Source organism: Streptomyces sp. NPDC055013, assembly GCF_053608645.1.
In genome coordinates this window covers 109,518-135,635 of sequence record NZ_JBSGVW010000027.1, presented here as the reverse complement: position 1 = coordinate 135,635, position 26,118 = coordinate 109,518, and the positions used below count along the sequence as shown (strand labels likewise).

Here is a 26,118-nt window from a genome sequence, read left to right as displayed (position 1 = left end):
GGGAGAGAACCTTTCACCGCAGCAGATAGGGCATGTTGACCGTGACGGCCCCGGTGGGGCAGCGGGCGGCGCAAGGGCCGCAGTACCAGCATTCGTCGACGTGCATGTACGCCTTGCCGCTGTCGGGGTTGATCGCCAGGGAGTCCAGCGGACACATGTCGACACAGAGCGTGCAGCCGTCGATGCACTTCGACTCGTCGACGGTCACGGGCACGTCGGCCCGCTGGGGCACCAAGGGCATGGCTGTCTCCAGTGAGATACTGCGAAGGGTGAGTTACGCCTGATGTCCGACTCGTGGCATCAGGTTCTTTGTGGATCGCGGGTGTTCACAGGGAGCGGCGCAGCAGCCCGCTCATCGCGATCCGGTCCCCGCGGAACCGGATGAACTCCAGGTCCACGGGCCTGCCGTCGCACAGGTGGGTGAGGCGCTCCAGCATCAGCACGGCGGTGCCGCGCGGTGCCTGCAGGACGGTGGCGGAGTGCGCGTCGGCGTTGACGGCCTCCAGGGTGATCTCCGCGTGCCCGAGCGGTCGCCCGGTGATCTGCTCCAGCAACCGGAAGACGTCGGTGTTCTCCAGGTCGGCGCCGATCAGCTCACCGCCGATGTCCAGCGGCAGATAGGTGAGGTCGAGGGAGAGCGGCAGCCCGTTCAGCTTGCGGAGCCGCTCGATGTAGAGGACGTCGGTGCCGGTGGGCAGCCGCAGTCGCTCGGCCACGGGTGCGGGCGCGGCGACCGGGCCCATGGTGCGTACCTCGTTGCTGACCTGGCCGTGTTCACGCAGGGTCTCCGCGAGTCCCATCAACCGGTCGAGGCCGTGCGGGTACTTCTCGGCGACGACGACGGTGCCCACGCCGGGCAGCCGCTCGACGAGCTGCTCGGCGCGCAGCAGGTCCAGTGCGTGCCGGACGGTGTTCCTTGACATCTGGTAGTCGGCGGCGAGCACGTCCTCGTGCGGCAGTACGCCCCGGGGAAATCCCCCGGTCAGCACCAGGTGCCGCAGCAGGTCCGCGAGTTGCCGCGCCCGGTCGGCACGCAGCCGCCGACGGCGGGCTGCGGCGAGCGGCGCGGTGTGCTCGCGGGTTCGTTCTGCTGGCATGCGGTGACCATACCGACGGTTGCCGCTCAGTGGTGTTACCGCATCATTGCGCCACCTGAGTACCTCTCACCAGGGCGCTGACCTGCAACTTTCCGGGGCCTCTGCCCGGTTTCGCCACTACGCGCCCGCTCGGCCGTCAGCTGCGGGCGAGTTCACGGCGGCGGTGTTCGAGGTACGCCCGCTCCGCCGGGTTCTCCGCCAGCGCGAGGGCGGACTCGTACTCTCGCACGGCCTCCGTATGGCGGCCCAGGCGGCGCAGGAGGTCGGCGCGGACGGCGTGGAAGACGTGGTAGCCGTCGAGGTCCAGCGCGTCCACGAGGTCGAGGGCCGGAGCCGGGCCTTCGACCTCGGCCACGGCGACGGCTCGGTTCAGAGCCACGACAGGGCTGGGAGTGATGGCCATGAGGTGGTCGTAGAGCTGTCGGACCTGGCCCCAGTCCGTGGCGTGCGGGGTCGGCGCGTCGCTGTGCACCGCCTGGATCGCGGCCTGGATCTGGTACGGCCCCGGCCGGCCCAGGCGCAGGCACCGGCGGACGAGCGACTGTCCTTCGGCGATCAGTTCGCGGTCCCAGCGGCCACGGTCCTGTTCCGGGAGCGGGACGAGCTCGCCACGGTCGTCCTGCCGGGCGGGCCGGCGGGACTCGACGAGGAGCATCAGCGCGAGCAGCCCGGTCACCTCGGGCTCGTCCGGCATGAGTTCGGCCAGCAGACGACCGAGGCGTACGGCTTCCGCGCACAGGCCCGCCTCACCCTCGTACCCCTGGTTGAAGATCAGGTAGACGACGGCCAGCACACCCGCGAGCCGGTCCGGCAGGTCGGCGTCGCGGGGCACGCGGTACGGGATGCCGGCGTTGCGGATCTTCGCTTTGGCCCGCACCAGCCGCTGGGCCATCGTCGGCTCCGGCACCAGGAAGGCGCGGGCGATCTGCGCGGTGGTGAGCCCGCCCAGCAGACGCAGGGTCAGGGCGACCCGCGCCTGGTCGGCGAGGGCGGGGTGGCAGCAGGTGAAGACGAGCCGGAGCCGGTCGTCGCGCACGGGGCCCTCCTCGGGAGGTGCGTCGGAGGTGTGCAACAGGGCGGCCTGGGCGTGGCGTTCGGTCCTGGTGGCCTCGCGGCGCAGCCGGTCGACGGCGCGGTTGCGGGCGGTGGTGATGATCCAGCCGGCGGGGCTCGGCGGCACGCCGGTCTCCGGCCAGCGCCGCAGGGCCGTGGCGAAGGCGTCCTGGACCGCTTCCTCGGCGAGGTCGATGTCGCCGAGGAAGCGGACGAGGACGGCGACCGCGCGGCCGTACTCCGCGCGGAAGACGCCTTCGACGTCCGTGGCCGTCATCAGTCCTCGGCCTCGCCCATGAACGGCCGCACCTCGATCGGCAGTGTGGTCGCCAGCGCCAGCCTGCGGCCCCATTCCAGCGCCGCGTCCAGATCGGGCGCCTTGATGAGGCTGATGCCGCCGAGCATCTCCTTGCCCTCGGCGTACGGTCCGTCGGTGACCAGGACGTCGCCGTCGCAGGGCCGCAGCACGGTGGAGGACTCCGGGCCGTGCAGTCCCCCGGCGAACACCCACGCGCCGGCCTCGCGCAACTCGCGGTTGAGGGTGTCGAGGTTCTTCTCGATCTCGCCGAGGACGTCCGGAGCGGGCGGTTCTCCGACGGGCTGCATCACATTGAGCAGGTAGTACTTCATGACGGTCTCCTCGGACGACGTGGTGGTCTGCCGGTCTCCCGGTCTCTCACCTCCTACACGAACGGCACCCGCCCGGATCGACACCCCGCACACCGACACCGGTGAGAAGTTTCCGGAGAGCCACCCCGCCTACATCGTCATGAAACCGTCGAGCCCTACACATAAAGAAAAAATAAGCGCAGAATGACTTGAGGCGGCGCTTACCGCACACCGCACCAGACGCGGTCAGGCCTGCGAGTCAAAGGAGACGAGTCATGGCCAACGTCTCGCCCACCAGAGGTGACATCACAGCTCACCCTGATGTATCCGAAATGCGGGACCGCTACGCCCGCATGCTCGGCGGTCGCGATGTGGCGCTCGTGGACGGACCGGTGTTCCTGCTCGGTCTGTACTGCGCGGCATCCCCCTGGATACTGCACTACACGACGAGCCAGCCGGCACTCGTGACCCACAACCTGATCATGGGTATCGCGATCGGCCTGCTGGCCCTCGGATTCACCCGGGCACCGGAACGCATGTACGGCCTCAGCTGGGCCTTCTGCGCGATGGGCGTCTGGATGATCATCGCGCCGTGGGTCGTCGGGGAGAGCCCGGACGCGGGCGTCATCGTGAACAACATCATCATCGGCGCGCTGGCAGTGATCCTGGGGCTGGTGTGCGCCGGCACGGCGGCGAAGAGCACTCCGAGGCCGTAGCGGCAGACCAGGAGCAGGACACGTCGGCCGGTCCGCGCCCGCGGTCCGGCCTTCGCGCGTCCACCTCCGGGCGACCCCGCTCACCGGGTCGGCATCAACCACGGCTCCTGGGGCAGGACATGGCCGGTCTCCAGGAGCGACTTGAGGTTGGACAGCACCGCCGGCCAGCCGGACGACACGTCGGCACGCGCGCTCTCGTCCGGCAGGTCCTCGTGGGTCACCGTGAGGCGGACGATCTCGGCATGCTGCTGGATGTCGAAGGTGACCCGGGAGTACTTGTCCTCCTGCCCCTCCTCGTCGGGCGCCACCCAGGTGGTGACGAGGCGGCTGGGGCGCTCGCTCTCCACGACGGTGCCCACCACGTCGGCGATGCCCGAACCGTCCGTACGGACGTGCTCCCAGCGGGAACCGGCCCGCCAGTCCGAGACGTTGCTGTGGCCCCAGTAGGCGGCGGTCAGGTCGGCGTCGGTGAGGGCGTCCCAGACCTTCTCGGCGGTGCTCTCGATATAGGTGACGTACACGTACGCGGGCTTGTCGGTCATGGCTTCCTCGGCTCGTCGTTTCACTGCCCCGAGCACGCGCAGGCGCGGGCTCTCGAACTTGTCGATCCACCGCTCCTGGATCTCGTGGAGCGGGACCGGATTGAGGTAGTGCAGCTTTTCCCGCCCCCGCCGCACCGTGCTGACCAGGTTGACGGCCTCCAGGACGGCCAGATGCTGGGTCACGGACTGGCGCGCCATGTCGATACGCGCGCACAGCTCACCCAGCGTCTGCCCGTTGTCCTCGTGCAGCCGGTCCAGGAGTCGGCGGCGGGTTCCGTCGCTCAGCGCCTTGAAGACCTGGTCCATCTCGGGGTCATTCTCTGATCGCACACTCAACGTTATGCAGGTAATTACCTGCATGTCAATCGGGGCAGATGAGTCGCCTTACCCGCTTTGACCTATAGATGCCGAATGCCTGTTACAGAACATATGGAAGCCCTTGATGAGGAATCCGTAGCTTCGAACGCATCGCACGAACGAACCCCACCGAAGGACGATCCACTGATGCGTGCTCCCCGCACCCTGCGCACCGCCCTCATCGCCACCGGCGTCACCACCGCGCTGGGCATCTCGGCCGCCGGCACCTTCGCCGTGGACGCGGCCGCCACCCCGACCGTCAGGTCCGTGGCGCACCAGACCAAGGCCAAGCGCGTCCACGTGAAAACGGTGAAGCTCGCGGACAAGGTCAGCCGGGCCAAGGTCTACAGGACGGGCAAGAATCGCTACGAGGCGGAACTCTGGGCCGAGGGCGCCCGGTACGGCAGCCTGTACACCCAGGGCAGGCCCGCCTACGCCCAGAACAACGGGCTGCACGTCACCCTCCACCCGAACGGCAAGGTCTCCTGGGTCCAGCAGGCCAAGCCGAAGCCCAAGCCCGTGGCCAAGCGCGTCCTGGTCGCCGCGCCGACGCTGGCGGACGGGAAGACGAAGGCCAAGCTCTACAGGCTGGCCGACCACCATTACGAGGCCGACATCGACGCAGGCACCGCCCACCTCGACACCCTCGTCGCCAACGGCCACGCCGCGCACGGCGAGAACAACGGCCTGCACGTGTCCCTGCAGCCGGACGGCGAGTTGAGGTCCTGGCTGAACGGGCACTGACCCGGACCGAGCCAAAACGCCTCGCCATGAATCCCCGCACCCGGGCACCCTTCCTGCATGGACCAGGCGGAAGTACTGCTCATCGGAGGAAGGGCCGGGGTCGGAAAGACGACTGTCGGCTGGGAGGTCTCGGCTCGGCTGCGGGATGCGCGAGTGGCGCATGCGGTGATCGACGGTGACTACATGGGGGCCGTCCATCCGGCGCCTGCGGGCGACGCGCACCGGACCCGCGTCACGGAGCGGAACCTGGCTGCCGTGTGGGGGAACTACGCATCCCTCGGATACCGGCGTCTCGTCTACACGAACACGGTGAGCGTGCTCGACGAGGCCACGCCCATGTTCCGGCAGGCCATGGGTGACGGCGTACGGCTCGTACGGGTCCTGCTCACCGCCACCGACGAGACCGCCGAACAGCGGCTGGCGGGGCGGGAACTGGGCTCCGAGCTGGAGCACGAGATGAGGAGCAGCGCGCGCAAGGCGCGGCTTCTCGAGGAGCGGGCGCCGATGGGTGTGGTGCGCGTGGTGACGGACGGCCGCTCGGTGATCGACATCGCCTCGGAGGTGGTGGCCGTCACCGGCTGGGCCGACATCGGAGTTGGCGGGGCGTCGGCCACTGGTTGAACCGGAACGGACTGTCCATGCCCGGAGGGGGAACTCAACCTGTGCGGGGACAGGAGGAAGAGGGGCGAAATGGAGATCTCGGGCATCATTAGTGCCATCGTGATCGGCATCATCATCGGTGTGCTCGGTCGGCTCGTGATTCCGGGCCGTCAGCGCATCGGAGTTCTGTGGACGATCCTCGTCGGCATCGTGGCCGCACTGCTCGGTTCGGCCATCGCGGCCGGCCTCGACGTGGGCGACACCGACGGCGTCGACTGGGTCGAGTGGCTCATCCAGATCGGCCTCGCCGCGCTCGGCGTCGCCGCACTGGACCGGACGAAGGCGCGCCGCTGACGCCGTACCCCCAGGACAAGGGGCAGCTTGACGTTCAGGCGATTCCCGCGACGGCCCGCACGGGCGGCGAGGCCGTCGCGGCGAGCCGCGCCGCTACGGTGTGAACACGTACGGCGTCGTGGTGGTCAGCGGCTCGAAGCCCAGCCGTTCCAGGATGGGACGGCTCGTAGGCATGGCGTCGACCTGGAGGTACCGATAGCCGCGGTCCGCGGCGGCGCGGGCGCGGTGGGCGACGAGTGCGCGGTAGATGCCTCGGCCCCGCCAGCCCTCGACGGTCCCGCCTCCCCACAGCCCGGCGAACCGCGTCCCCGGCACGAGTTCCATCCGTGCGGCGCTCACCGGAGTGTCACCGGCCAGCGCGACGACGGCGACCACCGTGTCCGGGGCGGCCGTCAGCCGGCCGAGCAGTTGGTGCCGGAGCGCGGAGCCGTCGGTGCCGAAGGCTTTCTCGTGCACCTCGGTCACCAGGTCGACGCCCGCCCGGTCGGTCACGGGCAGGACGCGGATGCCTGCCGGGAGTTCGGTGTCCAGGGTCAGGTCGGCGACCTCGCCGATCATGAGCGTCTCCTCGGGCTGGGGCACGAAGCCGGCGTCCCTGAGCCGTTGTCCGAGGTCCACCGGGAGATCGTGGCCGTAGAGCTTCCACTCGAACTCGCGCCCGAGCCCGGAGAAGTGGGCGATCTGTCCGCCGATCGCCCCGTCGACGCTCACCTCGTCCAGGTCGGACCACAGGATGCCGTTCCAGCCGTGCGCTGACGACACCTGGCGCACGACTCCGTCCACCCGCTCGACCAAGGCGTCGGGGCCGTCCGGCCGCGCGCCTTCGCGCATGTCCCGGTCGAAGAGGGCGAGCACCGCGGCATGATCCATGGGGTGACCTCATCACCGGGCCGCTGCCGGGGCAACACCTTTATGACGTGCCCCGTACCTCCTCGCCGTCCGGCCGTACGTGAGCGAAGCTGGGGTGCGCAGGGAAAGCCGCACCGCTGGGAGGGCCCGTACACCATGGCCGCGAAGGACACCGAACTGCCACATCTGCGCCGCTGCGTCGCACTCGCGACCGAGGCTCTCGAGGCCGGGGACGAGCCGTTCGGCTCGGTGCTCGTGGGGGCGGACGGCACGGTGCTCGCCGAGGACCACAACCGAGTGGCCTCGGGCGACCGCACCCGGCACCCCGAGTTCGAGCTGGCACGCTGGTCCGCGGCCCATATGACGCCGGAGGAACGGGCGGCCGCGACGGTGTACACCTCGGGCGAGCACTGCCCGATGTGCGCGGCCGCGCACGCCTGGGTCGGCCTGGGACGCATCGTGTACGTCGCCTCGTCGGAGCAACTGACCGGTTGGCTGGCCGAGTTGGGCGTACCCACCGCACCGGTACGGCCGCTGCCGATCCAGGAGGTCGCACCGGGCGTGACCGTCGAGGGCCCGGTACCCGAGCTCACGGACGACGTCCGCGCGCTGCACGTCCGGTTCCACCGGCCTCGGGGCTGAGCCCGGCCGCTAGCCGAGCTCCAGCGTGGTGACGCCGAAGACGCGCTCCTGGGCGTAGGGCCGCACCGGCCCGGTGTACATGCGGGCGGTTTCGAAGGACGGCGTGAAACCTGCCTCCTCGGCGAGAGAGACGCCCGCAGGGTTCGTCTCGGGCACGTCGACGGCGACCTCGCGGCCGGCCGCCTCGGCGGTCAGGGCGGCGAACAGGGCCCGCGCGTCCTCGGGGGTGTCGGCGAAGAGCGGGCCGATGCGCGGGCAGTCGTGGCCGGGGCGGATCACGCCGTAGCCGGTGACGCGGCCGCCGGTGCGGCGGACGACGGCGTGATGTCCTTGGCCGGTGAGCCAGTGCGCGAGGAAGCGGGGGCGGTCGGCGGGGGTGCAGGCGCTGTCGTACGCGGTGATCTCCGCCAGGTCCTCCGGCCGTACGGCGCGGACGTCCGCCGGGACCTGGGCGGCGGGCGCGGCTCCGCTGAAGCGGAAGGTGCGGTGGGCGAGCTCGAAGCCGGAGCGACGGTAGTTGTCCTGCTGGTCGACGACGCCGTCGAGGCCCACCGTGCGGTTCTCCGCGTGCGCCAGCGCGGTCTTCCAGGTGGTGAGGCCGAAGCCCTGGCCGCGGACGTCGGGGCGGACCAGGTACCAGCCCAGGAAGCTGTAGTCGGCTCCGTAATTGACGACGGAGATCGCCGAGACGGGCTCGCCGTCGATCCGGCCGATGAAGAAGCCCGCGGAGTCCTGCGCGAAGAATGCCTCGCTGTCCGCGAGCCCCGGGTTCCAGCCCTCGTGGACGGCCCATCCGCGGACAACCGGCCAGTCGTCGAGGCCGGCCTGCGTGATCACGAGGTCCTGGGGGGCCGGGGACGCCATGGGAGTGCTCCGTTCCGTGCGGGTTCGGGGGGTGCGGGCGTGGTGATCGCCCGCGCCCACAGCATCCTCGCGGATCTTCGGGGAGCACGTCACGGCATGATCAAGCCGTTGCCCCGCGCAGGTGGCCGTCCGGACGGATGTGCGCATGACGAAGGCCCCACCGCCCGCGGGGTGGGGCCTTCCCTGCCGCGCGTGAGGCGCGGGTCAGCTCACCGCCTGCGGGCGGAAGCGCCGGTACAGTACGGCTCCGCCCACCACGAGGAGCGTGCCGCCCGCCGCTGCCGCGGCGAGGGCCTGGTCCGCACCCGTGTGCGCGAGGGTGCCCTCGGGCTCCCCCTGCGGGACGGGCGCGGGCGGCGCCGGCCGGGGCTGGTGCGCCCGGGGCGGGGCCGGCTTCGGCGCCGGCTTCGTGGTGTCGGAAGGGCGGTCACCGGGACCGTTCACCGACTCGTTGTCGATGGCCGCGTTCCCGACCCCGACCACGTTCACGCTGTTGCCGCTGACGTTCACCGGGACGTGAACCGGGAGCTCCACGACGTTGCCGGACGCGATGCCCGACGAATCCTTTCCGCGGCCCTGGGCCGAAGCCCCGCTGTGCGACTTCGCGCCCTTCTTGCCACCGTCCTCGTTGACGCAGGTGTTGCCGACGGCCGGATTGAGCAGCCCCACCACGTTCACGGTGTTCCCGCACACGTTCACCGGCACATGCACCGGCAGCTGAACGGTGTTGCCGGAGAGAAGCCCCGGCGAGTCGGCCGCGGCACCATTCGCCACGGAGTCGGCATACGCCGGGAACGTCACAGCCATCGCGCCCGAGGCGGCGACGGCGATCACACCGTATCGGGTAACCCGTCTCATAGGTTCCCTGCCTTCCAGACATGGTCGCGGGCACTCGCCCGCATCGGATAAAACGCAGGCGAACCATCCGAGTTATGGCTAATCGGCCATTCACCCCATCGAGCGTCAGGGTTGTCGAACTAGCGGTAAAAACTTCCACCGGCAACGAAAGGGGCACAGGGTACGCCCGCACGAGCGGTCCCGCACGTCCGGAGGCGTGCATTCCGGGGCCCGCCTATCGTGAGCCAGGACGCCGTTTACCGGTCCGCGACGGGCGTCCCTGGAGGCATCGATGCTTGCCCACCTGTCAACGCGGCCCATGCTGCGCCGCTGCGCGGTGACCGGCGCGGTCGGCCTGGCCCTGCTCGGCACGGGGCTGCCTGCGGCCACGGACAGCTCCGAGCCCGACCTCACGCGGTTCTACCGACAGAAGGTCACCTGGGCGAAGTGTCCGGGCGAGGGACCGAAGGACATGCAGTGCGGCAAGGTCACCGTCCCTCTCGACTATGCCCGCCCCGAGGAAGGGACGCTCGACCTGGCGCTCGCCCGCTACCGGGCCACGGGCGACAAGCAGGGCTCGGTGCTGGTGAACTTCGGCGGGCCGGGCGGTGCCGGCGTCCCCCAGTTCGCCACCGGCGGCAAGGAGTTCATGGAGCTGACGGACGGCTACGACATCGTGACGTTCGATCCGCGCGGCGTCGGCAGGTCCTCGCCGGTCAGCTGCGGGGACGGCGAGGAGAACATCGACATGGCCGAGGACGGCACGGAGCTCGGCCGTGATCCGCAGTCCGTCCTCGCCGACCTGAAGAAGGCGGCCGACGCGTGCGCTCGGCACTCCGGCCCCGTCCTCCCCTACATAGGCACGATCAACGCCTCGCGCGACATGGACGTGATGCGCGCGGCCCTCGGCGACAAGAAGCTCAACTATCTGGGCTTCTCCTACGGCACACGGCTCGGCTCGGTGTACGCCGCCCAATTCCCCGACAAGGTCGGCCGGTTTGTGCTCGACGGCGTGGACACGCTGACCGCGTCGCTGATGGAACAGGGCGTAGCGAGCGCCAAGGGGCAGCAGCAGGCGCTGGACGAGTTCATCAACTGGTGTGTGCAGGACATCGCCTGTCCGTTCGGGCAGGACGCACGCGAGGCCCGCAAGCAGGTCGTACGACTCGTCGACTCGCTGGACGAGAATCCGGTTCCGTCGGCGTTCGGCGAGCCGTTCACCGGCCAGGACCTGGTCGGCGCCATCGGACAGGGGCTCTACAGCGAGGAGATGTGGCCTTCCCTGGAGCGGGCCCTGGCCTCGCTGGTCGAGGACGGCGACACCCACGCCATCGAGGCCTTCGCGGCCGGCGGTGCCGCGCCCTGGCGGCGCGCGGAGACCGACGACCCCGAGGAGACCGATGACCCCCAGGAGTCGGAGGAGCCCGACGGCGGCCTGGTCGACGAGGAGGACGTCCCCCTCGACAACCTCCCCGCGGCCCTGATGGCGATCAACTGCGCGGACGACCCCGACCGCCCCACCGGCAAGGAGATCGTCGACGGTCTCGACGGCCTGCGCGCCAAGTACGAGCAGGCGTCGCCGGTCTTCGGTCCCTACCGGCTCACCGGGGTGCTGATGTGCTACGGCCGCCCCAAGGGCACGGACTTCATCCGCGACGACGTGAAGGACGTACGCACGCCGAAGATGCTCCTCGTGGGTACCCGCGGCGACCCGGCGACTCCTTACCGCTGGACCGAGGAGACGGCGAAGCGACTCGGCCCGTCGGCCGTGGTCCTCGACAACAAGGGCAGCGGCCACACCGGATACGCCTCTTCCAAGTGCGTGCACCGCAAGGTCGACACCTTCCTGCTGTACGGCACGCTGCCGGCCGACGGCAGCTCCTGCGGGCCCGAGGAGCGCCGGGAGTAGATCCGGGACGAGGGTGATGGATTGCCCCTAATGCCCGATCGGTGAATCGGCCCTATCGTGCTGTTATGGAGCACGCACTCAGTCCCACGACCCTCTCCGAGCTGCGGCGCCCGCGCCCCTATCCGGCCGTGTCCGTGCTGACGCCCACGCATCCCCGGGAGCCCTACCGGGCCCAGGACCAGGTCCGGCTGCGCAATGTCGTGGCCGAGGCCAAGAAACAGCTGGAGGCCGATCCTTCGGTCACCCGCGAGCGCCGGGTCGATGTCGGACGGCAGCTCGACCAGGCCCTCGCCGAGATCGATCTGACGCACGCCGAGGACGGCTTGGTGATCTTCGCCGCTCCGGGCGAGCACCAGGTGTGGTCGGTCGCCCGCACCGTGCCCGAGCGCGTGGTGCTCTCGGACACCTTCCTGACCCGCAACCTCGTCTCCGCGCAGGCCGCCGAGCGGCCGTTCTGGGTGCTCTCGGTCTCCGTGGACCGGGTCACCCTGTGGCACGGCGCCCTGGACCGCGTCACCGAGGCCCGTGTCGGCGGTTTCCCGCTGACCCGGGACATCCAGAACTTCGACGCGGAGCGCCAGGAACAGATCGGCGACGTGCCGAGCAAGTTCCGCGACGAGGACACGCGCCACTTCCTGAAGGAGGCCGACTCCGCGCTGGGCGCGGTTCTGCAGCACAACCCGGGACAGCTGTACGTCACCGGCGAGCCGGCCGCGCTGTCCCTGCTGGACGAGATCGGCGGCATCACCAAGTCCGCCGTGCACGTCCCCCACGGCGGGCTCGCGCACGGCACCCGCGAGGCGGTGTGGCAGGCGGTCCGGCCGGTCATCGCCGCCGAGAACCGCAGGGGGACCGACGCCGTGGCCCGGGAACTCGAAACCGCCCTCGGCCGCAAGGCGTTCGCCGCCGGCGTCGACGAGGTGTGGCGCAGCGCGCGGGAGGGCCGGGTGCGGCTGCTGGCCGTCGAGGAGAACTACCGCGTGACGGTGCGCGGCGAGGACGGCGACCATCTGATCCCGGCGGAGAGCGGCGACCTCGACGCCCGCGAGGACATCGTGGACGAGATCGTCGAGCAGTGCCTGGAGACCGGTGCCGAGGTCCGCTTCGTGCCGGACGGCACGCTGATCGACGCCCAGGGGATCGCGGGCGTGCTGCGGTACTGACGCCGGAGCGTCGAGGAGGCACAGCGGCGGCCCGTAGGCCTCCTCGCACGCTGCGCGGTGCGCTCACGTCATACGCTGCCGAAGAGCGCGCTCAGGCCACGCTCCACGACCGCCCCGAGGTCCTCGTCGCCGGACGCGACCACCGCGTACGTCCGTAGCAGGAAGCGGTTCAGGGCGGCGGTGTCGAACTGGAGCAGGGCCATGCCGTAGGGCGAGTGCAGTTCCACGACCGTACGCTCCTCGCCGCACGGCCAGATGTGCACGTCCCCGTCCCCGGCCGGCCCGCGCAGCCCCGCCTCCAGCAGGCTGCGCGCAAAGGTCCAGGTGGCACCGTGGCCGTCGAGGGAGACGTCGCCCGGGAAGTCGATGTACACCGCCAGCGGGTCCGTGGAGGCGTAGCGCAGTGTGGCGGGCACGGACAGTTCGCGCTCGTCGCCGGTGATCAGACGGGCGTGGGCGGGCTGCTCGAGGGCGATGTCCATGGGCGGTCTCCCCTGTGGGTCGGCGGTCGGGCTCGGTTTTGCCGCTGTCCTCTTACGACCCCGCAAGTGCCCTTCGCATTACGTCCAAGTGGACATCATTTTTGTGACCTGCATCACTACCGATGAGTGCAACCCCGCGAGGAGCACCCGTCGCCGCCCCACCCCTAGAACATGCGACCGTCGAACATCCGAATGACCGCCGCACAATCGCCTGCACGGACCGCCAAGTGGCGTACGCCGCCTACGACTTGACCCACCCGGTGTCGTACACCATCCGTATTGGATGAGCCCTCCGTGAAGACTCTGGCATATGCCGGACGCACCACCGAATCGGGTGTTGCCAAATCCCTTACGGGGCGTCGCGGGCTGTGCGACAGTCGTAACGGTCCTTCCGTCAGCCTTGGTCGTACCGTCCCCGCATCGGAGTGCGTCATGCCGTCCCACCTCTCTGCGGACCGCCCCGCCGCTCAGCCGCCCGGACGCGGCTCGGTCGACGCACTGATAACGCAGACGCGACGGCTCAAGGGCGACGTCGACGCCGTACGGCGGGACACGCACAGCGACGATTCGGACCCGCAGGAGCGGTGGCAGCGGGCCCTGTGCGATCTCGCGCTGCACCACCTCAACGACCTCGACGAGCACCTGGCCCAGTTGCGGGACGGCCCGGCTCCCGCCTCCCCGGCGCCCGAGGCCGCGCCCGCAGGCCGGGCCGTGCCGCCCGCTCCCCGGCGCGGCTCACTCCTCAGCCGGGTCGGCAGCGCGGAGTGGAACCTGCTGACGGACGAGGCCAGTTGGTCCGGCGAGCTCTACGAGATCCTGGGGCGCGACCCCGCCGCTCCGCCCCTCACCCTTGACGAGTTGCCGTCCCTGGTGCTCGACGAGGACCGGTCGAAGCTGACGGCGATGGTGACCGACTGCCTCATCGACGCCAAGCCCATCGACGGGGAGTTCCGGATCGTACGACCGGACGGCGATGCCCGGACCGTGCACATGATGGGCGAGCCCGTGCTCGACACTGACGGCAGCACCGCCTCCATGTGGGCCGTGCTGCGGGACGTCAGCGAACTGCGCCGCTGCCGGCGTGCGGTGAGTGAGACCCGTGACTCGCTCCAGCGCGAGCGGCACCACGCACAGACCGAGCACCGGCTCGCGGTCGAGCTGCAGGAGGCCGTGCTGCCGCCGTGGCGTGGCTCCCTGCGGCTCCCGCACCAGGGCCCACGGACACTGGACCTCGCAGCCCGGCACCTGCCGTCGTCGACGGGCACGCTGATCGGCGGCGACTGGTACGACGCGCTCGAACTGGCGGACGGCGAAACGCTGTTGAGCGTCGGCGACCTCACCGGACACGGCGTCGCCGTGGCCTCCGGCATGGCGACCCTGCTGGGGGCCGTACGCGGCATGGCGATGGCCGGCACCCAGCCGGGCCAACTGATGTCCTGGCTCAACCAGTTACTCGACGCCACCGTCCAGCCGGCTCTCGGCAGCGCAGTCTGCTGCCGCTACCGGCCCGAGACCCGCACCCTGGTCTGGGCACAGGCCGGACACCCCGCCCCGCTACTGTTCCGCGACGGGACGGGGCGCATACTGAACGCGCCGGACGGCGTCCTGCTCGGCGCCACCTCGGGTGCCGTCTACGCGCAGGCCGAAGAGACCCTCGAGGTGGGCGACGTGCTCCTGCTGCACACCGACGGACTGATGCCGGGGCACAGCGCAGCGGACTCCGTGCACAGCCTCCTCGGCCTGGGCCCCCGCATCGGCGAGGCAGGCACCGCACAGGACTGCGTACGGCTGGTCATCGAGGAGTTCGGTGAGAGCGAGCGCGAGGACAACGCCTGCGTGCTCGTGGCCAGGGTGACGTCCTAGAACTTCAGCGGCCCAGGACGTTCCGGAACTTCCGGGAAGGGCTCAGCGCACAGTCCCCTTACGCCCGTGCGCTGTTGCCGCCGCCGGACTTCTTCATCCTGGGCAGCGCCAACTGGATCTCCTCCCGCAGTTCGTGGATCTTCGGGTAGCTGGAGTACTCGGCGGTGAGTCGGTACATCTGGCGCAGCCGGTCCCAGGTGCGGCCGGACGAGTTGGAGCCCATCGACATCAGGGCCAGTCGTGCGTAACGGTCGGCCTGTTCGGGGTCGTCCGCGATGAAGCAGGCGGACGCCATGGACAGATGGTCGAAGATCTTCGACCGCTCGCGCCCGTCCACGCGCAGCGCCAGGGCCTTCTCCGCGAAGTGCTGGGCGTGCGCGGCCGCGCCCGGCTCGAACTCGGCCAGCGTGCGGTAGGCCAGGGCCTGCATGCCGTACAGATCCTCGTCCTTGAAGGTCTGCATCCAGCTCGGGGGCGGCACGTCGCTCTTGTCGGAGACGAAGAGGTCCTCCGCCCGTCCCAGGGTGCGGCGCATGGCCTGGCCGCGGCCCATCGACGCCTGCGCCCAGGCCTCGATGGTGTGGAACATGGCCCGGGTGCGCGGCAGTACCTCTTCACCGGAACCGGACTGGGCGAGTTTCATGAGGTCGAGTGCGTCGTCGGGCCGGCCGAGGTGCACCATCTGGCGAGCCGCTCGGGAGAGCGCCTCTCCGGCGCGGGGCCGGTCGCCGCCCTCACGGGCCGCATGGGCGGCGATGACGAAGTACTTCTGGGCCGTTGGCTCCAGGCCGACGTCGTGCGACATCCAGCCCGCGAGGACGGCGAGGTTGGCGGCGACGCCCCACAGGCGCCGCTGCAGATGTTCGGGGTGGTGGTAGGCGAGCATGCCGCCCACCTCGTTGAGTTGGCCTACGACTGCCTTGCGCTGCAGCCCGCCGCCGCGGGCCGCGTCCCAGGCCCGGAACACCTCGACCGAGCGCTCCAGTTCCTCGATCTCCTGCGACCCGATGGGGGCGGCCTCGTAGCGGTCGAACCCGGCGGGGTCGGCGTGCAGGGGGTCGTCGAACTGGGGGGCGTCGGCCTTGAGGGCCGGGTCGGTGTGCAGCCAGTCGTGCATGGCGCTGCTGAGTGCGGATCCCGCGGCGAGCGCGGCACCCGCGCCCACCAAGCCGCGTCGGTTGAGCATGAGGTCCATTCCCGTGAATTCGGTGAGGACCGCGGCGGTCCGTTCGGGCGCCCACGGCACACCGTCGGGATGCTCAAGGCTCCCGCCGTCCTGCCGTTTCCCCGCACGCCCGTGCCGGACCAGACCGAGGTCCTCGATGGTCACGACACGGCCGAGACGCTCGGTGAACAGGGCTGCCAACACCCGCGGCACCGGATCGCGCGGGATCTCTCCCATGTCGATCCACCGCCGCACCCGCGAGGTGTCGGTCGACAGCTGGGGGTGGCCCATGGCCGCCGCCTGCCGGTTGACCAGCCTCGCGAGTTCACCCTTGGACCAGCCGGCCAGGCCGAACAGGTCCGATAGGCGGGTGTTGGGTTCTCCGCTCACGTCAAGCCCCCAGGTTCTCGGCTGAGTTGACAGTAGCCCGGTGAAAGATGCCGGGCGACTATTCGCCAGGGTTCGCCAGGGTGCGCCAGATGGTGTGCCACTGCGCATCGGGTGTCAGGTAGGAACGCGCCACCCCGACCCGGTCGCCCTTTGGAATATGGCTGGTGCATTCCCCAGGGTGCACCCGGGCGGCCGGATCGGGCAGCGCATTGTCGTCGCAGGCACACGAAGGGATCTGTTTCTCCCATGTACGCAGCATCGTCCTCCGTGTCCGCCCCGCCCCGGTCGCTACGTTCCCGCCCGGCGGGCAGCGGCCCCTACCTCGCCCCCGCGCGGCCGGCGCCCGCCCCCGTGCTCGGTGCGGGCCGGCCGCCGCGCGCCGCGGGGCTCGGCACCCAACCGCTCAGCGGGAGACTCGACTTGTCCGGCCCGCAGGGCGCCCAGCTGCGCACCGCGATCGCGTCGGTGCACCGGATCTGCCCGGAGTTCGCTCCGGTGCAGGTGCTGCGCCGCAGCGGGCGGTCCGTCCTCCTGGTCGGCACGACCGGGCGCAGCACGGCCGTCGCCAAGTGTTTACTCGACCACTCCCCGGAGTGGTCGGAGCGGATCCGCCACGAAATAGCGGCATACCGCTCGTTCGTCCGGCACCGCCCTCCGGTGCGCGTGCCGAGACTGATCGCAGCGGATCCGGACAACTGCACCCTCGTCATCGAGCGGATGCCGGGCCGGGTGGCGGCACTGCAGCGGCACCCGTTGGAGACGCCGCCGCGTGCGGACATCCGGGCGGCACTCGGCGCGATCTGCCGGCTCAACGCGTGGCGGCCGGCGGCGGGCACGTTCGACGCGCCGCTGGACTACGCGGCCAAGATCTCCCGGTTCCACGAGCTGGGACTGCTCACCGACCGGGACATGGGGGATCTGCAGAAGCTGCTGCACGGCATCGCGGCGACCGCGGGCCGACAGGGCATGGGCCAGTTCTGCCACGGCGACGCACTGCTCTCGAACATCCTGCTCTCACCGGCCGGTCCAGTGCTGGTGGACTGGGAGCACGCGGGCTGGTACCTGCCGGGCTACGACCTGGCGGTGCTGTGGTCGGTACTCGGGGACGCGCCGGTGGCCCGCCGGCAGATCAGCCAGATCGCCCAGTCGGCGGGTCCGGCGTCACGGGACGCGTTCCTGGTGAACCTGATGCTCGTGCTGACCCGTGAGATCCGTACCTATGAGACGGCCGTGCAGCGTTCGATGCACGACGCTCCGACCCCGGCGGCACCGGGAGTGGCCCACCCGGGTGCTGCGCCGTCCGGCGAGGAACAGCGGCTGCTGCTGCGGCGGCTGCACGACGACTGCCAACTGGCCCGGCGGGCCGTGCGCGCGGCGGTCGGCACTCGCTGACGGGGACGGTGGTCCGCGGTGCGCCCTGGAGACAGCGGCGCACCGCGGGCTTTCGTGTGAACGGCGTCATTGGGATACGCCACTGACGCCCCGCAGGCCAGGAGACCGCCACCACGAAACTCCCGGGAATCCCGGTTGACAAGGGAATTCGCCTGTTCATTGGCATGATTGACGGATCGTCGGACAGCCGGTACCACAGACGCACGCCCGGCCCCCGCACGGCTCATCGCGCCCGACCGTCCCTGGAGGCTCCCTTGCGAGGATCCGTCACCGCCTTGGCAGCTGCGACCCTGTTGTTCCCGTTGCTCGGCGCGGCGCCGTCCGATGCCGGGAGCTCGGAGACCGGCCTGCAGTCGGCGTTCGCGTCCGCCGCCGCCGAGTACCACGTGCCGCCGAGCGTCCTGCTGGGCGTCTCCTACCTGCAGTCCCGCTGGGACGCGCACGCGGGCGCGCCGAGTGTGACCGGCGGTTACGGCCCGATGCACCTCACCGACGTCCGCACCGCCCTCGCCGATGCGCCGCCGCATCACAGTGAGGGCTCGGAGGACGCGCGCGGCGACAGCGCCCGCCCGCCCCTGCTCCCCAAGGCGAAGCCGCCGGAGCCGGCCACGATCCCGGCCCGCCTCAGGACGCTCCCGAAGGCTGCGGAACTGACCGGACTGAGCGCGGAGCGGTTGCGTACGGACCCGGCGGCGAACGTGGCCGGCGGTGCCGCCCTGCTCGCCGCCGCGCAGCAGGAGCTGGGCGAACCGCTGAGTTCCGACCCGGCCGAGTGGTACGGCGCGGTGGCCCGCTTCACCGGCGCCGACGACACGGCGGCTGCGGCGGCGTACGCGAACGACGTCTTCGACGTGCTGCGCACCGGACAGGAGCGCCACACGGACGCGGGGCAACTGGTGTCCCTGGCCGCCCATCCGGGACTCGCGCCCGACACCGGGCAGTTGCGGCGGGCGGGGCTGCGCAAGCCCGGCGCCGCCAAGACGGAGTGCCCGCCCACGGTGTCCTGCGAGTGGATCCCGGCGCCGTACGAGGAGTTCGGGGACAGCGACTACGGCAACCACGACCTGGGAGACCGGCCGGCGTCCCAGAAGATCGAGAACATCGTCATCCATGACACCGAGGGCGCCTGGGAGGGCGTCCTCAAGATGGTGCAGGACCCGACATACGTGTCGTGGCAGTACTCGCTGCGCTCCACCGACGGCCACATCGCCCAGCATGTGAAGGCCAAGGACGTCGCCTGGCACGCGGGCAACTGGTACATCAACTCCAAGTCGATCGGGCTGGAGCACGAGGGTTTCCTGGCTAAGCCGGACGCCTGGTACACGGAGGCGATGTACCGGTCCTCCGCACGCCTGGTGACGTACCTCGCCAAGAAGTACGGCATCCCGCTGGACCGGCAGCACATCCTCGGCCACGACACCGTGCCGGGTCCGACCTCGTCGACGATCGGTGGCATGCACACCGACCCGGGACCGTACTGGGACTGGCGGCACTACTTCGAGCTGCTGGGCCGCCCCTTGGTGCCCACCGCGAGCTCGAAGGGCGGTCTGGTGACGATCCGCCCCGACTACGCGACCAACCGGCCCCGGTACACGGGCTGTGTGTCCGCGGGCCAGCCGTGCGCGGACCACGGTTCGAGCGCGGTACGGCTGTACTCGGGGCCCGGCGAGTCGTATCCCCTGATCAAGGATGTCGGCCTGGGCTCGGCCCCGACCACCGGCGTCAACGATCTGTCGTCGCGGGTCTCGACCGGCCAGCAGTACGCGGTCGCCGGGCGGGACGGCGACTGGACGGCGATCTGGTACCTGGGCCAGAAGGCCTGGTTCAAGAACCCGGCCACGAACCCGACCGCGGTGCACGCGGCCGGCCGCGTGGTGACGCCCAAGAAGGGCGCGCAGAGCGTCCCGGTGTACGGACGCGCCTACCCCGAGGCCTCCGCCTATCCGTCGGGCGTACCGGCGCAGGCGGTGTCGCCGCTGCCGTACACCCTGCCCGCGGGTCAGCGGTACGTGGTCGGTGCCAAGGTGCCGGGCGAGTACTACTACGCGGTGTCCTTCGACACGGCCTCGCACCGGGTCGTGACCGGGAAGGACATGTACTACGAGATCCAGTTCGGGCACCGCGTCGCGTACGTGCGGGCGGCTGACGTACGGGAGCTGGCCTCGGGGTCGTAGCCGGGACGATTCAGCCCTGCTGGAAGAGCTCCGCGGGCAGCGGCTTCAGAAGGGCGTACAGGTCGTCCGTGATGGGGCGGTCCCATGCGGCGATGGTGACCAGGACGTTGTCGCTGCGGTCGAACTGCACGCAGGAGATCCGGCTCTCGGAGAGCTTCAGGCGGCGCACGATCAGGAGGTTGTCGCCCTGCATCACCGGCACGTCCTCGCTGCCGACGACGGTGATCTCCTCGTCGTTCTCCAGCGCCAGCAGCAGCTGTGCGACCTCGAACGGGATCTCGTCCTCGTCGACCTCGCGGGCCGGTGAGCCCTCCGGCAGATTGCCGATGATCATCGCGGGGCCGCGGCCGCCGAAGAGGTCGTAGCGCAGGAAGACGCCCTGGCAGCTGCCGTCCGGGGCGGGCAGCAGCCCGGCGCCCAGATTGCCGGGCCAGTCGCCCGGGTCCATGGCCAGAACGTCGAAGTCGGGCCCGGCGGGCGTGGCGCTGCGGCGGCGGAGGAACGACATGTCGCCATGGTACGTGGCCGGGCCTGTTGCGTGACGTGCGGGCGTGGGTTCGAGGCGTGCCAGCTGGCCGGTGGACAGGGGCTCCCGAGTTGCCTCACGACGAGACCGTGGTGCCGCCCGGAGCGGGGGACATGACGGGGCTCGGATCCCCTTGCGCTCAGCGGGCCCCTCACTCCTCCGGCGGCGGGGGCGGTACGACCGCGACCGGGCTCGCGGTGTGCAGGAGGACGGCGTGGGTCACCGAGCCGATCATGCGGGCGGGGGCCAGGAGGCGCCGTCGATGGCGGCCCACGACGACCAGGTCCGCGTCCCTGGACGCCGAGACGAGGTGGCCGGCCGCGTCGCCCGGGGCGATGTGGACCTTGGTGTGGACCTCGGGGTGGCGCTCGCGGTGCTGGGCGAGGGAGCCCTCGGCGAGGGTGCGGGTCTCGGCCTCGACGGCGTCCTGGTCCTCGGACGGGGGCACGATCTGGGCGGTGGCTGCCGTCCAGACGTGCAGCGGCCAGTTGTATGCGGCGATGACCTGGAGCCGGGCGCCGCGCAGGGCCGCCTCGGTGAAGGCGAAGGCGAGGGTGGTGTCGTCGGGGCTGTCGACCTGGAGGCCGACGACGATCCGGGGGCCGGGCTGGATCGGCGTGTCGTCGTGGACCTCGCGTCCCGGTTTGGGGACCACGACGACCGGACATCCGGCATCGCGGGCGGCGGCCATGCCGCTGGAGCCGAGCAGCAGGCTGGCGAAGCCGCCGCGACCCCGGCTGCCGAGCACCAACAGCTCGGCGGTGGAGCCCAGTTCGGCAAGCATCGCGGCGGGAGCGCCCCCGAGGGCGAGGTACTCCGTCGCCGGCCGCTCGGCTCTCCCCTCCAGATACCGGCGTACCCGCTCGAGAACCGGATCATCCTCCGGATCCGGCCGCCCGGTGGGCAGCGCGACGGGCTGGGCCCACGCGGCGTACTGCTGCACATGGACCACCCGCAGCGGCGCCTCGCGCACCAGGGCGGCCTCGAAGGCCCAGTCCAGGGCGACCAGGCTGTCGTCCGAGCCGTCGACCGCCGCGATGACCGGCAGGGTGCTCATGGGTTCCTCACCTCCGGAAATACGACCCGTCCCGCTTCCGGGGCCAGCCTGGCTCAGGCGTCGGCCCACGGGGCGTTCTCAAGGTCGCGTGTCCGGAAAAACGGGCGGAACACCCCCGGATCGGCCTGAAGGCGGCCGACGCGCGGGGCGACCGCCCGTCGGCTCGCCTGCGTCCACGATGTCAGGTCAGGTCGAACTCGCCCTCCCTCGCGCCCGACACGAAGGCACCCCACTCGGCGGGTGTGAAGATCAGGGAAGGGCTCTCCGGGCGGCCGCTGTTGCGCATCGCGATGAACCCCTCGACAAAGGCGATCTGGACATCCCCCAGGCCACGGCTGCTCGAGTGCCAGTCGGCGTCTGCGAGGTCCAGCTCCGGCTTGTCCCAGCCCGTGATCGGCTGCTGCTGGATGGTGCTCTCGGCCACGTCCGTGCTCCTCCCGATTCGTCGTCCGCGGGCCAGCCTAGCGATCGGTTCCGGGTGCCGACAGGCCACGTGAGGGGGACCTTTCAGGAGGTCGGGGGTTCCGCTCCCACGAGCCACATAGCGAAGAACTGGGACCCGCCGCCGTAGGCGTGTCCGAGGACCCTCCTGGCCCGCTCCAGCTGGTGTTCTCCGGCCTGCCCGCGCACCTGGAGGGCCGCCTCCGCGAACCGGATCATGCCGGACGCCCCGATGGGGTTGGTGGAGAGGACGCCGCCCGACATGTTGACGGGCAGGTCGCCGTCCAGCTCGGTCACACCGGACTCGGTGAGTTTCCAGCCCTCGCCCTCGGCGGCGAAGCCGAGGTTCTCCAGCCACATGGGCTCGTACCAGGAGAACGGCACGTAGATCTCGGCGGCGTCGATGTCCCGGCGTGGGTCGGCGATCCCCGCCTGCCGGTAGACGTCGGCCGCGCACTCCTTGCCGGCCTGCGGCGACACGGCGTCCTTGCCGGCGAAGAGGGTGGGCTCGCTGCGCATCGCGCCGCCGAGCATCCAGGCGGGCGGGTGGGGGGCGCGGGCGGCTCCGGCGCGGTCGGTGAGGATCATCGCGCAGGCGCCGTCGGAGGAGGGGCAGGTCTCCGAGTAGCGGATCGGGTCCCAGAGCATGGGCGAGGCCTGGACCTTCTCCAGGGTGACGTCGTGCTCGTGCAGGTGGGCGTAGGGGTTCTTCAATGCGTTGCGCCGGTCCTTGTACGCCACCAGCGAGCCGACCGTGTCGGGCGCGCCGCTGCGCCGCATGTACGCGCGCACGTGCGGGGCGAAGAAGCCGCCCGCCCCGGCGAGCAGGGGCTGCTGGAAGGGGATCGGCAGGGACAGCCCCCACATGGCGTTCGACTCGGACTGCTTCTCGAAGGCCAGCGTCAGCACGGTGCCGTGCACGCGGGCCGCGACCAGGTTGGCGGCGACCAGCGCCGTGGATCCGCCGACCGAGCCGGCCGTGTGCACCCGCAGCATGGGCTTGCCCACCGCGCCGAGCGCGTCGGCGAGATACAGCTCCGGCATCATGACGCCCTCGAAGAAGTCGGGCGCCTTGCCGATGACGACGGCGTCGATGTCGGCCCAGGTCAACTCGGCGTCGTCGAGGGCGCTTCGGGCCGCTTCCCGGACGAGCCCGGCGATCGACACGTCCCGGCGCGCCGCGACGTGCTTGGTCTGGCCGATGCCTACGACGGCCACGGGCTCCTTGCTCATCGCGGATCCCCTTCGAGTACGGCGACCAGGTTCTGTTGCAGACAGGGTCCGGAGGTGGCGTGCGCGAGTGCCCGGTCGGACTCGCCCCGGTGGACACGGGCGGCGGCCTCTCCGATGCGGATGAGTCCGGCGGCCATCACGGGGTTGGCGCCGAGGGCCCCGCCGGACGGGTTGACGCGCACGCCGTCGTCGAGCTTCAGCGCCTTGCCCAGGACGATCTCCTGGGAGGTGAAGGGCGCGTGCAACTCGGCGGTGTCGACGGGCCGTTCGAACGCGCCGGCCCGCTCGGCGGCGAGACGGGTCGACGGCGAGTCGGTCAGGTCACGGACACCCAGGCTGTGTGCCTCGATGCGGTGGTCGATGCCGCGGATCCAGGCGGGCCGGTCGCACAGTTCGCGGGCCCGCTCCCCCGCCGCGAGGATCACCGCGGCGGCACCGTCACCGATGGGCGGGCAGTCGCCGGTGCGGAGCGGGCGTACGACGTACTCCCCCTGTGGCACCGAACCTGCCAGCTGAGCATGGGAGTTGGCGGTCGCGTCGGTGCGGCTGCGGGCGGCGACGGCGGCGAGCGCGGGTTCGTCCGTGTCGCCGGCGTCGATGAGGGCCTGGGCCTGGAGGGCGGCCAGGGCGACGGAGTCGGGCCACAGAGGGGCGACGTAGTAGGGGTCGAGCTGGCGGGTCAGGACGTCGCGGAGCGGACCCGGCGAGGACTTGCCGTAGGAGTAGACGAGCGCGGTGTCCGCGTCCCCGGTCAGCAGCTTGGTCCACGCCTCGTACAGTGCCCAGGCGCCGTCCATCTCGACGTGCGACTCGGAGATCGGCGGCCAGGCGCCGACGCCGTCGAGGGCGAGGGTGAAGGAGAAGGCACGACCGGCGAGGTAGTCGCTGGAGCCGGAGCAGGTGAAGCCGATGTCGGCGGTCTTCAGGCCGGTCTGTGCGAGCACTTCGTGCAGGACGGGCATGAGCATCTCCACCTCGGAGAGCTCCTCGCTGGTGCGTCGGTGGTCGGTCTGCGCGAAGGCGACGACGGCGATCTCGCGGTTCACAGCAGCTCCCTGTAGGTGTCGTAGTCCGCGTCGGGCTCGCCCGTGGGCCGGTAGTGGTCGGGGAAGCGGGAGCCCTGTGTCCACACCGGTTCGACCCGCAGGCCCATCCGCACCTGGTCGTACGGGATGCCGCCGATACGGGCGTGCAGGGCGAGGCCGGCGCCGTCGAGGGCGATGTGGGCGTAGACGTACGGCACTTCGATGTCGAGGTTCTTCGCCTTGATGTTGACGATGCAGAACGTGGTGACCGTGCCGCCGGGGCCCACTTCCACCTGCTCCAATGTGGCCACGCCACAGGTGGGGCACGCGCCCCTCGGCGGGACGTACACCTTGCGGCAGGACGGACAGCGTTCGCCGACGTTGCGTTGTTCGGCCAGGGCGCTGAGGTAGGCGGACTGGGCGCGGCCCGGTGAGTAGGTGTAGTCGAGCCGGGCTGCGGCGACGATGCCGGTGATCATGTCCTCGAACCGGCCGGTGTGATCCACGGGTTGGGCCGAGCTGCCGTCGTCCGGGCCGCTGCCCTCGGGGGCGTCGTCGTACGGCTCGAAGCAGGCGATGTCCGTGATGGCGCCGGTGCGTTCCCCGGACCAGCGGACGCGGACCCGCATGCCGGTGTGCACGGCGTCGGGGCCGGGGGCGTCGAGGGCGTGCAGGACGGCGGTGTCGGCACCGTCGAGGCGGACCAGTACCCAGGCGAAGGGCGTGTCGAGGGGCTGGTCGCGGCGGGGCGCGTGGTTCCAGGCCCAGGTGGTGACCGTGCCGGTGGGGGCGACCTCGACCAGGTCGCGGATCTCCTCGGCGGTGACGGGGTCGTACTCGACCGGTGGGACGAGCGTGCGGCCGTCGCTGGTCCGTACCCCCAGCACGACGCGTTCGCGCAGGCCGGTGAGGAAGGCGCTCTGGACGGGGCCGAGGGAGCGGGTAAAGGGGAACTCGACGACGAGCGGTGCTTTGAGGACTTCGGGCATCGAGAGCGTGCCTCCTTCGGATCATGGTCGGTGGGTTGCACCCCGGGGGGCGCGGGGCTGTGACTTGTGCGGCTCCGCCGTGTGGGCGCGACCGGCCGCACACAGCCCGCAGTGTCCGAACCGCACCTCCGGCGGAGCGCTAGGCGCGCTTGTAGACGGGTGGCCGTTTCTCCGCGAAGGCGCGGGCGCCCTCCTTGGCGTCGGCCGTGTCGAAGACCGGCCAGCCGCGCTTGAGTTCGGCGGCCAGACCGTCGGCCTCGGTCATCTCGGCCGTCTCGTAGACCGACGCCTTGACGGCCTCCACGGCCAGCGGGCCGCAGGCGTTGATCTGTTCGGCGATCTCCAGGGCCTTGGCGAGCGCCGTGCCGTCGGGTACGACGTGCCCGATCAGGCCGATGCCGGCGGCTTCGCGGGCACTGTACGGGCGACCGGTGAGCAGCATCTCCAGGGCGTGGGTGCGCGGGATCTGCCGTTGCAGTCGGACCGTGGAGCCGCCGATCGGGAACAGTCCGCGCTTCACCTCGAACAGCCCGAAGGTGGCCGACTCGCCCGCGACCCGGATGTCGGTGCCCTGCAGCATCTCCGTGCCACCGGCGACGCAGTAGCCCTCGACCGCCGCGATCACCGGCTTGCGCGGCCGGTGGTGGCGGAGCATTGCCTTCCAGTGCAGGTCGGGATCGGCCTCGAGCCGGTCGCGGTACTGCTCGCCCGCCATGCCGTTTCCGGCCAGGGCCTTGAGATCCATGCCGGCGCAGAAGGTGCCGCCGGCTCCCGTGAACACGATCGAGCGGATCGAGTCGTCCGCGTCGGCCTCGGCCCAGCCGTCGTGGAGGCCGACCAGCATCGGCAACGAGAGCGCGTTCTTCGCCTCGGGCCGGTTGAGCGTGAGTACCAGTGTGGCGCCCTCGCGCCGCACGGCGAGGTGTTCCGTCCCAGCCATGACCAGTCTCCCCTCTTACAGAACGAGAACAGGTTGCAGTAGGCGCGGAGGCACTTCAAGGGTTTTCTGACAGTCAGTCAGATTCTTTTGCGCGGAGGCTTCACA

At 70.8% G+C, this 26,118-nt stretch carries 27 protein-coding genes; 10 read left to right on the top strand and 17 right to left on the bottom strand.

Annotation, left to right across the window (positions count from 1 at the left end; all coding sequences use genetic code 11):
• Window positions 1-13: 13 nt before the first annotated feature.
• The 4 genes from ACWGDB_RS28930 to ACWGDB_RS28915 form a co-directional block, all read right to left on the bottom strand.
• On the bottom strand, window positions 14-241 hold the full coding sequence (locus ACWGDB_RS28930) for a 4Fe-4S dicluster domain-containing protein (RefSeq protein ID WP_031480193.1): 228 nt from the start codon (window positions 239-241) through the stop codon (window positions 14-16).
• Between the two features lie 85 nt (window positions 242-326).
• Window positions 327-1,097, bottom strand: a complete 771-nt coding sequence (locus ACWGDB_RS28925) for a GntR family transcriptional regulator (RefSeq protein WP_453825113.1) — start codon at window positions 1,095-1,097, stop codon at window positions 327-329.
• A gap of 136 nt (window positions 1,098-1,233) precedes the next feature.
• Window positions 1,234-2,427 carry an RNA polymerase sigma factor gene (locus tag ACWGDB_RS28920; protein ID WP_453825112.1) on the bottom strand — a complete coding sequence of 398 codons (1,194 nt, stop codon included), beginning with the start codon at window positions 2,425-2,427 and terminating at the stop codon, window positions 1,234-1,236.
• Window positions 2,427-2,780: a YciI family protein gene (locus ACWGDB_RS28915; protein ID WP_453825111.1), complete on the bottom strand. Its 354-nt coding sequence runs from the start codon at window positions 2,778-2,780 to the stop codon at window positions 2,427-2,429. Before ACWGDB_RS28915 ends, ACWGDB_RS28920 begins: the two co-directional genes overlap by 1 nt.
• 254 nt (window positions 2,781-3,034) lie before the next feature.
• Here ACWGDB_RS28915 and ACWGDB_RS28910 point away from each other — a divergent pair, with 254 nt between their 5' ends.
• On the top strand, window positions 3,035-3,475 hold the full coding sequence (locus ACWGDB_RS28910; protein WP_328429853.1) for an SPW repeat protein: 441 nt from the start codon (window positions 3,035-3,037) through the stop codon (window positions 3,473-3,475).
• A gap of 80 nt (window positions 3,476-3,555) precedes the next feature.
• On the opposite strand, the gene ACWGDB_RS28905 is transcribed toward ACWGDB_RS28910, so the two are convergent.
• Window positions 3,556-4,323, bottom strand: a complete 768-nt coding sequence (locus tag ACWGDB_RS28905) for an ArsR/SmtB family transcription factor (protein ID WP_453825124.1) — start codon at window positions 4,321-4,323, stop codon at window positions 3,556-3,558.
• A 198-nt stretch (window positions 4,324-4,521) separates the two neighbouring features.
• Between ACWGDB_RS28905 and ACWGDB_RS28900 the strand changes: the two genes are divergently transcribed.
• The 3 genes from ACWGDB_RS28900 (at window position 4,522) to ACWGDB_RS28890 (ending at window position 6,072) form a co-directional block, all read left to right on the top strand.
• A complete protein-coding gene (locus tag ACWGDB_RS28900) occupies window positions 4,522-5,118 on the top strand; it encodes a hypothetical protein (protein WP_453825110.1) in 597 nt (198 codons plus the stop codon).
• A gap of 57 nt (window positions 5,119-5,175) precedes the next feature.
• Window positions 5,176-5,739, top strand: coding sequence for an AAA family ATPase (locus ACWGDB_RS28895; protein ID WP_453825109.1), 564 nt, complete (start codon window positions 5,176-5,178; stop codon window positions 5,737-5,739).
• A gap of 69 nt (window positions 5,740-5,808) precedes the next feature.
• Complete coding sequence (locus ACWGDB_RS28890) at window positions 5,809-6,072, top strand: GlsB/YeaQ/YmgE family stress response membrane protein (protein ID WP_328429850.1); 264 nt, start codon at window positions 5,809-5,811, stop codon at window positions 6,070-6,072.
• A gap of 93 nt (window positions 6,073-6,165) precedes the next feature.
• On the opposite strand, the gene ACWGDB_RS28885 is transcribed toward ACWGDB_RS28890, so the two are convergent.
• On the bottom strand, window positions 6,166-6,942 hold the full coding sequence (locus ACWGDB_RS28885; protein ID WP_453825108.1) for a GNAT family N-acetyltransferase: 777 nt from the start codon (window positions 6,940-6,942) through the stop codon (window positions 6,166-6,168).
• Between the two features lie 135 nt (window positions 6,943-7,077).
• Here ACWGDB_RS28885 and ACWGDB_RS28880 point away from each other — a divergent pair, with 135 nt between their 5' ends.
• Window positions 7,078-7,563 carry a nucleoside deaminase gene (locus ACWGDB_RS28880; protein WP_453825107.1) on the top strand — a complete coding sequence of 162 codons (486 nt, stop codon included), beginning with the start codon at window positions 7,078-7,080 and terminating at the stop codon, window positions 7,561-7,563.
• Between the two features lie 9 nt (window positions 7,564-7,572).
• Here ACWGDB_RS28880 and ACWGDB_RS28875 read toward each other — a convergent pair whose 3' ends face one another.
• Window positions 7,573-8,427, bottom strand: a complete 855-nt coding sequence (locus ACWGDB_RS28875) for a GNAT family N-acetyltransferase (RefSeq protein ID WP_453825106.1) — start codon at window positions 8,425-8,427, stop codon at window positions 7,573-7,575.
• A 204-nt stretch (window positions 8,428-8,631) separates the two neighbouring features.
• Window positions 8,632-9,285, bottom strand: a complete 654-nt coding sequence (locus ACWGDB_RS28870) for a chaplin (RefSeq protein WP_453825105.1) — start codon at window positions 9,283-9,285, stop codon at window positions 8,632-8,634.
• Window positions 9,286-9,556: 271 nt separating this feature from the next.
• Between ACWGDB_RS28870 and ACWGDB_RS28865 the strand changes: the two genes are divergently transcribed.
• Together ACWGDB_RS28865 and ACWGDB_RS28860 are read left to right on the top strand one after the other, a co-directional pair.
• Window positions 9,557-11,173: an alpha/beta hydrolase gene (locus ACWGDB_RS28865; protein WP_453825104.1), complete on the top strand. Its 1,617-nt coding sequence runs from the start codon at window positions 9,557-9,559 to the stop codon at window positions 11,171-11,173.
• A gap of 65 nt (window positions 11,174-11,238) precedes the next feature.
• Window positions 11,239-12,336 carry a baeRF3 domain-containing protein gene (locus tag ACWGDB_RS28860; RefSeq protein ID WP_453825103.1) on the top strand — a complete coding sequence of 366 codons (1,098 nt, stop codon included), beginning with the start codon at window positions 11,239-11,241 and terminating at the stop codon, window positions 12,334-12,336.
• Between the two features lie 68 nt (window positions 12,337-12,404).
• Here the strand turns inward: ACWGDB_RS28860 and ACWGDB_RS28855 are convergent, their stop codons facing one another.
• Window positions 12,405-12,818: an SsgA family sporulation/cell division regulator gene (locus ACWGDB_RS28855; protein ID WP_383611432.1), complete on the bottom strand. Its 414-nt coding sequence runs from the start codon at window positions 12,816-12,818 to the stop codon at window positions 12,405-12,407.
• A 432-nt stretch (window positions 12,819-13,250) separates the two neighbouring features.
• On the opposite strand from ACWGDB_RS28855, the gene ACWGDB_RS28850 reads away from it, so the two are divergent.
• Window positions 13,251-14,681: a PP2C family protein-serine/threonine phosphatase gene (locus tag ACWGDB_RS28850; protein ID WP_453825102.1), complete on the top strand. Its 1,431-nt coding sequence runs from the start codon at window positions 13,251-13,253 to the stop codon at window positions 14,679-14,681.
• A gap of 58 nt (window positions 14,682-14,739) precedes the next feature.
• Here the strand turns inward: ACWGDB_RS28850 and ACWGDB_RS28845 are convergent, their stop codons facing one another.
• Window positions 14,740-16,236 (bottom strand): DNA-binding protein NsdB, encoded by a 1,497-nt coding sequence (locus ACWGDB_RS28845; RefSeq protein WP_453825101.1) that lies wholly within the window; start codon window positions 16,234-16,236, stop codon window positions 14,740-14,742.
• Window positions 16,237-16,482: 246 nt separating this feature from the next.
• Here ACWGDB_RS28845 and ACWGDB_RS28840 point away from each other — a divergent pair, with 246 nt between their 5' ends.
• Window positions 16,483-17,628, top strand: coding sequence for an aminoglycoside phosphotransferase family protein (locus ACWGDB_RS28840; protein ID WP_453825100.1), 1,146 nt, complete (start codon window positions 16,483-16,485; stop codon window positions 17,626-17,628).
• A 164-nt stretch (window positions 17,629-17,792) separates the two neighbouring features.
• A complete protein-coding gene (locus tag ACWGDB_RS28835) occupies window positions 17,793-19,802 on the top strand; it encodes an N-acetylmuramoyl-L-alanine amidase (RefSeq protein ID WP_453825099.1) in 2,010 nt (669 codons plus the stop codon).
• Window positions 19,803-19,812: 10 nt separating this feature from the next.
• On the opposite strand, the gene ACWGDB_RS28830 is transcribed toward ACWGDB_RS28835, so the two are convergent.
• The 7 genes from ACWGDB_RS28830 to ACWGDB_RS28800 form a co-directional block, all read right to left on the bottom strand.
• Entirely contained in the window at window positions 19,813-20,310 is a 498-nt protein-coding gene (locus ACWGDB_RS28830; RefSeq protein WP_453825098.1) for a hypothetical protein, read from the bottom strand.
• 169 nt (window positions 20,311-20,479) lie between these two features.
• On the bottom strand, window positions 20,480-21,385 hold the full coding sequence (locus tag ACWGDB_RS28825) for a universal stress protein (RefSeq protein WP_453825097.1): 906 nt from the start codon (window positions 21,383-21,385) through the stop codon (window positions 20,480-20,482).
• Window positions 21,386-21,566: 181 nt separating this feature from the next.
• Window positions 21,567-21,809 carry a DUF397 domain-containing protein gene (locus ACWGDB_RS28820; RefSeq protein ID WP_363043009.1) on the bottom strand — a complete coding sequence of 81 codons (243 nt, stop codon included), beginning with the start codon at window positions 21,807-21,809 and terminating at the stop codon, window positions 21,567-21,569.
• Between the two features lie 83 nt (window positions 21,810-21,892).
• Window positions 21,893-23,059, bottom strand: a complete 1,167-nt coding sequence (locus tag ACWGDB_RS28815; RefSeq protein WP_453825096.1) for a thiolase domain-containing protein — start codon at window positions 23,057-23,059, stop codon at window positions 21,893-21,895.
• On the bottom strand, window positions 23,056-24,105 hold the full coding sequence (locus ACWGDB_RS28810; protein WP_453825095.1) for a thiolase domain-containing protein: 1,050 nt from the start codon (window positions 24,103-24,105) through the stop codon (window positions 23,056-23,058). Before ACWGDB_RS28810 ends, ACWGDB_RS28815 begins: the two co-directional genes overlap by 4 nt.
• Window positions 24,102-25,073, bottom strand: a complete 972-nt coding sequence (locus tag ACWGDB_RS28805) for a Zn-ribbon domain-containing OB-fold protein (protein ID WP_453825094.1) — start codon at window positions 25,071-25,073, stop codon at window positions 24,102-24,104. Before ACWGDB_RS28805 ends, ACWGDB_RS28810 begins: the two co-directional genes overlap by 4 nt.
• Before the next feature lie 139 nt (window positions 25,074-25,212).
• Window positions 25,213-26,013, bottom strand: a complete 801-nt coding sequence (locus ACWGDB_RS28800) for a crotonase/enoyl-CoA hydratase family protein (protein ID WP_453825093.1) — start codon at window positions 26,011-26,013, stop codon at window positions 25,213-25,215.
• Window positions 26,014-26,118: the final 105 nt, after the last annotated feature.